This window comes from Streptomyces sp. NPDC002845, from assembly GCF_053591955.1.
This window is the reverse complement of the sequence record NZ_JBSFUU010000080.1, coordinates 38,316-44,440: the sequence shown is the minus strand read 5'-3', so window position 1 is coordinate 44,440 and position 6,125 is coordinate 38,316. Positions and strand designations below refer to the sequence as shown.

6 protein-coding genes and 2 pseudogenes are annotated in these 6,125 nt (G+C 69.0%); 2 read left to right on the top strand and 6 right to left on the bottom strand.

All coding sequences use genetic code 11. The features are described 5' to 3' along the window. Positions 1–115: 115 nt before the first annotated feature. The 6 genes and pseudogenes from ACWD3C_RS38690 to ACWD3C_RS38665 form a co-directional block, all read right to left on the bottom strand. Positions 116–1,118, bottom strand: a pseudogene (locus ACWD3C_RS38690) (IS5 family transposase). An 81-nt stretch (positions 1,119–1,199) separates the two neighbouring features. Then, positions 1,200–1,313 (bottom strand): annotated as a pseudogene (locus tag ACWD3C_RS38685) (transposase); the annotation flags it as partial. A 132-nt stretch (positions 1,314–1,445) separates the two neighbouring features. Continuing rightward, complete coding sequence (locus ACWD3C_RS38680) at positions 1,446–1,556, bottom strand: IS3 family transposase (protein ID WP_451151679.1); 111 nt, start codon at positions 1,554–1,556, stop codon at positions 1,446–1,448. A 7-nt stretch (positions 1,557–1,563) separates the two neighbouring features. Continuing rightward, the gene (locus ACWD3C_RS38675) at positions 1,564–2,256 is read right to left on the bottom strand and encodes a DDE-type integrase/transposase/recombinase (RefSeq protein WP_451151677.1); all 693 of its coding nucleotides are present in this window, start codon (positions 2,254–2,256) and stop codon (positions 1,564–1,566) included. Between the two features lie 270 nt (positions 2,257–2,526). Next, complete coding sequence (locus tag ACWD3C_RS38670; RefSeq protein ID WP_451151675.1) at positions 2,527–3,699, bottom strand: hypothetical protein; 1,173 nt, start codon at positions 3,697–3,699, stop codon at positions 2,527–2,529. Then, a complete protein-coding gene (locus ACWD3C_RS38665) occupies positions 3,683–4,498 on the bottom strand; it encodes a hypothetical protein (RefSeq protein ID WP_451151673.1) in 816 nt (271 codons plus the stop codon). The genes ACWD3C_RS38670 and ACWD3C_RS38665 overlap by 17 nt, the downstream gene beginning before the upstream one ends. Before the next feature lie 181 nt (positions 4,499–4,679). Between ACWD3C_RS38665 and ACWD3C_RS38660 the strand changes: the two genes are divergently transcribed. Together ACWD3C_RS38660 and ACWD3C_RS38655 are read left to right on the top strand one after the other, a co-directional pair. Further along, a complete protein-coding gene (locus ACWD3C_RS38660) occupies positions 4,680–5,204 on the top strand; it encodes a hypothetical protein (RefSeq protein WP_451151672.1) in 525 nt (174 codons plus the stop codon). Positions 5,205–5,710: 506 nt separating this feature from the next. Continuing rightward, positions 5,711–6,118 (top strand): YciI family protein, encoded by a 408-nt coding sequence (locus tag ACWD3C_RS38655; RefSeq protein WP_451151670.1) that lies wholly within the window; start codon positions 5,711–5,713, stop codon positions 6,116–6,118. Positions 6,119–6,125: the final 7 nt, after the last annotated feature.

The following is a 6,125-nucleotide window of genomic DNA, read 5'->3' as shown; positions in this document are numbered from 1 at the left end:
AAGGACCTCGACAATCCTCATTCTCGCTGGTCAGAGGCACTTTCTGCTTACGCGATCACCAGTCGGACAGCCCACCTCGTGAAAGCACGAGGCTAGGGAGCGTATTGAGTCGTGATCATTGGGTGGTCCGGGTGAGGTCTTTGATCCAGATCATCGAGGCGCGTAGGTGGAGACCGGCGAGGTAGCTGTCTGGGGTTTTGTCGTATCGGGTGGCGATGCCTCGCCAGGCCTTGAGCTTGTTGATCAGGCGCTCGACGGTGTTCCTCTCCTTGTAGAGGCCGACGTCGTGGCTGACGGGCGGACCGCCCCCGGAGCCCTTCTTCCTCCGGTTGGCGGCCTGGTCCCTCTTCTCCGGGATCACCGCCTTGATACCGCGTCTGCGCAGGTGGGCCCGGTTGCCGCGGGACGAATAGGCCTTGTCCCCGGCGACCGCGTCCGGCCGGGTGCGGGGGCGGCCGACCAGGCCGCGGACCCGTACCTTTCGCAGCACGGGGACGAACTGCGGGCTGTCCGCGGCCTGACCCGCAGTCAGCACGAACGCCAGCGGGCGCACTGGCGGTCAGCGGCAAGGTGAACCTTGCTGCTCTGCCCGCCCCTGGAGCGTCCCAGGAGAGCGGCCTTCAGCCGGACTTTTCGCCGACGCCGGATGCGCCGGCGCTCCTCCCGCCCGGGATCGATCTCGGCGTCGTGCCCGTCTTGTTCTTCGGGGCTGCCCCTTTTGACCTGGCCTTCTCCGCCTCGGCGGCCGCCTTCTCCAGGGCGGTGAGGACGTCCTCGTCCAGGTGCATCCCGGCAGCGTCGTGGTGAGCGCGCGCGGTGGTGGAGTCGATGCTGACCAAGGACAGGTCCACCTCACCCCGCTTCGCGGCTTGGGCGATCAGGCCCTCCAGCAGAGCCTCGAAGACACCCGCGTCACGCCACTGCCGGAAGCGGTTGTGGACGGTCGACCACGCACCGAACTCCCGCGGCACCTCCCGCCACTGCCCACCCGTCTTGAACCGCCAGATCACACCCTCGAACTACTGCCGCAACCGAGCGGGATACGGCCCGTACTCGCCGATCGGCAGGTACGGCCCGATGAACTCCCATTCCTCATCGGGCAGTTGCACTCGCGCCACGCAAGAAGACCTACCAATCCAGGCTCCGCCGTGAAGGCGATCCCACAAATTGATCACGACTCGATACGCGCCCTAGAAGGCTGCCTCCATGATGACGGCGTAGAGGGCCTGGTCGATGCGGCGTCGGCGCTCCAGGAGGCTGGGGTAGAAGCTGCCGGTGCGGAGTTTGGGGATGGCCAGGTCCAGGTCGCCGGCCTGTGAGGGCCTCGCGCTTCTCGGACAAGGATGTGACCGATCAATTTCAGCGGCAAGTCGCAACTCTTCGAATTCAGCGTGGACTTCGCGTGAGGGACGGTAACCCACTGCCGAGTGAAGGCGTTTGAGATTTTACCAGAATTCGATGTACCGGCTGATGCCTCTTTGAGCGGCCTCGCGCGTGGGGTAACTCACGCGTGACACACACTCATTCTTCAGGGCACCGAAGAATGATTCGGCCATGGCATTGTCAAAACAGATCCCTGTCCGGCCGGCCGACCGTCGCAGTCCGAGCTCCCCAAGGACGTTCCCCGTACTCGGCCGACATGTAGTTGCTACCGCGGCCGGAGTGAAATATGGCCCCCTTCGCGAGCTTCCGGTTCCGTGCCGCGTTGCGGATGGCACGGGATATGAGAGGCGTCTGGTAGTGGTCGTCCATGGCATAGCCGATGACCTCTTCGGTACAGCAGTCGATGACGGTCGCCAGATACAGCCGTCCTCCGCCGGTGGGAATGTAGGTGATATCGCCGACGAGCCTTTCCCCGGGTGCGTCGGCGGTGACGTCCCGCTCTCCGCCCAGCAGTTCGGCCAGCGCCTCCTCATGCAGCTTCAGCTCACGGGCCAGCTGGGGGAAGTCCCGGACGAAGCCGACGAGATCCTCGTGGGAGGTGGGCACCACCACGGCCTGCGGGTGGGGCCGGCGGACCAGATCACGTTGGGCGTCCTCGATCACATCCTCAGTGGCGGCCTTCTGCGCCTGGCTCTGCCCTGCCAGGTAATGGTCGCCCTCCACAGCCTGGGTGCGGTGAGGGTCGATCGTGGCACGGCTGCTGCCGAGCCAGGAGCGCCGGTCACGAGATGCTTCGACGGTGGTGCGGATCCGGTGCGTGTGGATCCGCAGCCGCTGCCAGGCGTCGTCGACGAGCGGTGCGTACGCGCCCATGCGGCCCGCGCGTCAGCCTCGAACCGGCCCGCCGACCAGCCGCTGTCGGCCCCCGTCCCATAGCGCAGCCACAGCTCCTCACGCAGATCGTGCGGAGCAAGCCGCCGTGCGATGGCGGAATGCTCCAGCCACTGCGCCAGTAGCCGCACCGCCGCCCGCGACAGCGTCAACGACTCCTGGCTGGTGCGACCTTTGACATGGTCGAGCCCCGGACGCCCCGACGAACCGCATCGGCTCGGTCGTATGACGGCACGGCCGTGTGACGGTCGGTCAGTACGCGTACGAGACGAGGAAGGGCCCGCGGGCCGGATCGCCCTTGTGGTTGAAGCAGCGCACCTCGATCGCCTCCTCCGGGCTCCACTGCGCCACCTTGCAGTAGCGCCCGTCCGAGCCTTCGGCGGTGACCTGGACATTCCCCTTGTCGAAGTGATCCATCATGGGAGTCGTCACCCGGTACCGCCCCTCGTCCGCCCCGGAGCCGCCGGACACGGTGGTGGGCCCGCCCAGCGCGTCCCACGTCCACTGCGGGTCGGTGCGCTCGTCGTCCCCGCCCCGGGCCCGGGCGTACGCACCCGGATCCGTCCGCACCAGGCTCGCCTTCCGCACATAGGTGAGGGAGAAGAGACTGTCGGCGGGCCTGCCGTCCGTGTCGTGGCAGTTCACCTCGACCGTCACCGGGTCGAAGGCGCTCTGGATCGACCCCACCATGCAGCGGCGGCCGTCCACGGCCGCGTGCGCGGCGGTGACCTGGACGTGCCCCAGCGCGGCCTCGGGGTCGAAGCCGCCGCCGCCCTGGCCGGGCAGCTGCACCTCGTAGCGGCCGGGCGCGACACGGGACACCTTCACCCCGTAGCCGCTGGAGTTGTACCAATACCCCCCGTAGGGCACATGGCTGTTCAGCTGGCTGGTGGTCAGGTACGCGAAGCCGCTTTGGCCCTCGGCCGCCTCGGCGTTCGCCCAACTGGCGGTGAACTCCGTGTCGGTGGGCGCGCCGTCCGGCGTGTAGCACCGCAGCGAGATCCAGACCCCGGCCCACGCCGTCGAGTCCCCCTTGCCGTCGCCCTCCCAGTAGCGGCTGGTGTAGCGGGTCGTGCAGTACGCGTTCGACGCCCCGTGGGCGGTCACGTGCGCCACCCCGCGGTTCGAGTCCAGGCCGGTGCCCAGCCCTTCCATGTACACCTCGTACTCGCCGGTCCCGACCCGGACGACCTCGTTCGCGCCGCCCGAGGAGTTGGCGCTGCGGCGCGGGGTGTAGTCCCAGCCCTCCGGCCAGGACGCCCTGTCGGCGTGCACATACCCGTAGTCGTGCGGCACGGGCGCGGCCTGGGCCGCGGGCGCGGTCGCGGAGAGCAGCCCCGCCGCGGGCGCGGTCGCGGAGAGCAGCCCCGCCGCGAGCAGCGGGGGCAGCGCGAACGCCGCCCGACGCTCACCCTTCCAGGACATCGACGAACACCCCCGGCGAGTAGGTCGCGGCGTACTGCCCGGTGCCCCCGTACCTCAGCCACCACGAGCCGTCCCTGGTGGCGGGGTACGTCGTCCCGGTCAGCCCGTACGTTCCGGTGCTCAGGGTGCGCAGCGGCTCCGGGGTCCGGCACAGGGTCGCACAGAACCCGAGCTCCACGGGCTGCCCCGCCGCGCTGGTGTAGGTGTTCGTCTCCCAGTCGGCGATGGTCAGGCGGCCGAGCGCGCTGACGTCTCGACCCTGCTGGACGGGGTTGGGGGCGGCGGCGAAGGTGAGCTTTGAGCTGCGCCGCACCTTGAACGTGCTCAGGTCCGGCTGGGCGGTGATGCTGCTCTCCGGGTGCGTGCGGAGGTTGTTGCTCGCCACCTGCGCCCGCATCGTCCAGTCGCCGGCATAGCTGTTGGTCACCGTGGCGCTGCGGGTGTCGATCCGGAACCACTCGGTGCACACCGACGTGGTCACGCTGACGGGTTCGCAGGTGGCTGGCAGGTCGTCGACGCCGCGCAGCAGCTGCCCGTGCGGCCCGAAGAGGTGGACTTCGACACCGTAGCGGGTGATGCCTGCGGCGGCCCTGGCGACGACGGTCGCCTGGAAGGTGAGCGTCCGGTCCGGCCCGAGGACGATGGTGCGGCCCCCGTGGACGGAGCCGCTGAGGATCTCGGGCGGGGTCAGGTTGTGGCTGTCGGCCCGGGCGGGCGGTGCGACGGCGAGTGCGGCCAGCAGGGTGCCGGCCACCGCCGCCACGGCGGCCCGCAGGGTGGGCAGGGCTCTGATACGCATGGTGTCCCCCCGAATCGTCGGTGTGGCCGGAGCGTACGAGCCCGCGGCGACGGCAGGCACCCGCACGGTGACATTACGACACGGTCATGACAATCGTGGCCGTCCAGGCACGGCGGAACCCGCCGACGGCGAAGCCGTACGCCTGAACGCCCCGGTCGTCCGGTCACACGGGCGCCTGCTGTTGAAGTCGCCGGTCTCGGTACTGGACGACGGCCGCTACCGCACCGCCCTGGACCGGCACGGCGTCGACCAGCGGGAGATGTTCAGCCGTCTCACGGCCGAGGGAGTCGTCTGGGCCGACGGCACGAAGGAAGCGATTGACGCAGTCGTGCCGGCGACCGGCTACCGCCTTGCCTCTCCTTACCTGACCGGCAGCAGCGCCCTGGACGCCGACGGCCAGCCGCAACACCGCGGCGGCATCGCCACCGAGGTACCGGAACCCGGTTTCGTCGACATGGAGCTCCAGCAGACTCCAGCACCGCCATTCGGGTGGGCCGACCGCCCCAGGCGGATGACGGTGATGGCAGCGTCGGGGGTTCGTGGGCGCGATGGTGAAGGCGCCGTTGCCGATGCCGAGCATCGTCAGCTCGTCGGGCAGCAACGTCAGGAAGCCGGCCGCGGCTCGGGAGTCGAGTTGGTAGGAGTGGTCGCCTTCGGTCTCGGCCCGGAAGCCGTCGGGGTTGCGGGCGACGCGGGCGACCATTGAGGCCTCGATGAAGTCCCCGGTGGCCTGGGTGACTTGGCCGCGGGCGAGGTGTGTATCAAGGTCCGGACCCGCCCGTACGGATACGTTTATGCCTGCATGATCAGGGCTTGGAGCTGGTCGTCGCTGAGTTCCGTGCCTTCGGGGAGCAAGGCTTTGCTTTGTTCGACGGTCGCGGTCACCGGTTCTCCCCTCTACCTGGCGAGGTGCTCGATCGCCTCAGCCCACGTCTTGAGGTCCGCGGTCAGGTCCAGCGTTGGTCCCTGAGGCCGGTAACGCACGCGGGGCCTTCTCTTGATTCAGTTGCCTGGTGGCTGCTGATCTTGGAAGGCCTCGCTCCGTCTCGCCCTCGCGCCACGCCGTGGCCCCGGGCACCGCGAGAGGGCCCACCCAGGCTCATCGACGAGAGCCAAAAAAGTTCGGGCGGCGATGTCGAGAACCCGTGGCTGGCTCCGTCCCCGCAATGAACGCGACCACAATGGGTCGCACCAGCACCGAGGAGAACCACGATGGCCAAGTACTTGCTGCTCAAGCACTACCGCGGCGCCCCGGCTCCGGTCAACGACGTGCCCATGGACCAGTGGACGCCCCAGGAGATCTCGGCCCACGTGCAGTACATGCGCGACTTCGCGGCCCGGCTCGAGCAGACCGGTGAGTTCGTCGACGGTCAGGCGCTCGCCCCCGAGGGGACGTTCGTCCGGTACGACGGCGAGGGTCGCCCGCCGGTCACCGACGGCCCGTTCGCCGAGACCAAGGACCTCATCGCCGGCTGGATGGTGATCGACGTCGACAGCTACGAGCGCGCCATCGAGCTGGCCGAGGAACTGTCGGCCGCCCCTGGGGCCGGCGGGAAGCCGACCCACGAGTGGCTCGAGGTGCGCCCGTTCCTGGCCGCCCCGCCCACGATCACGGAGTGACCACTGA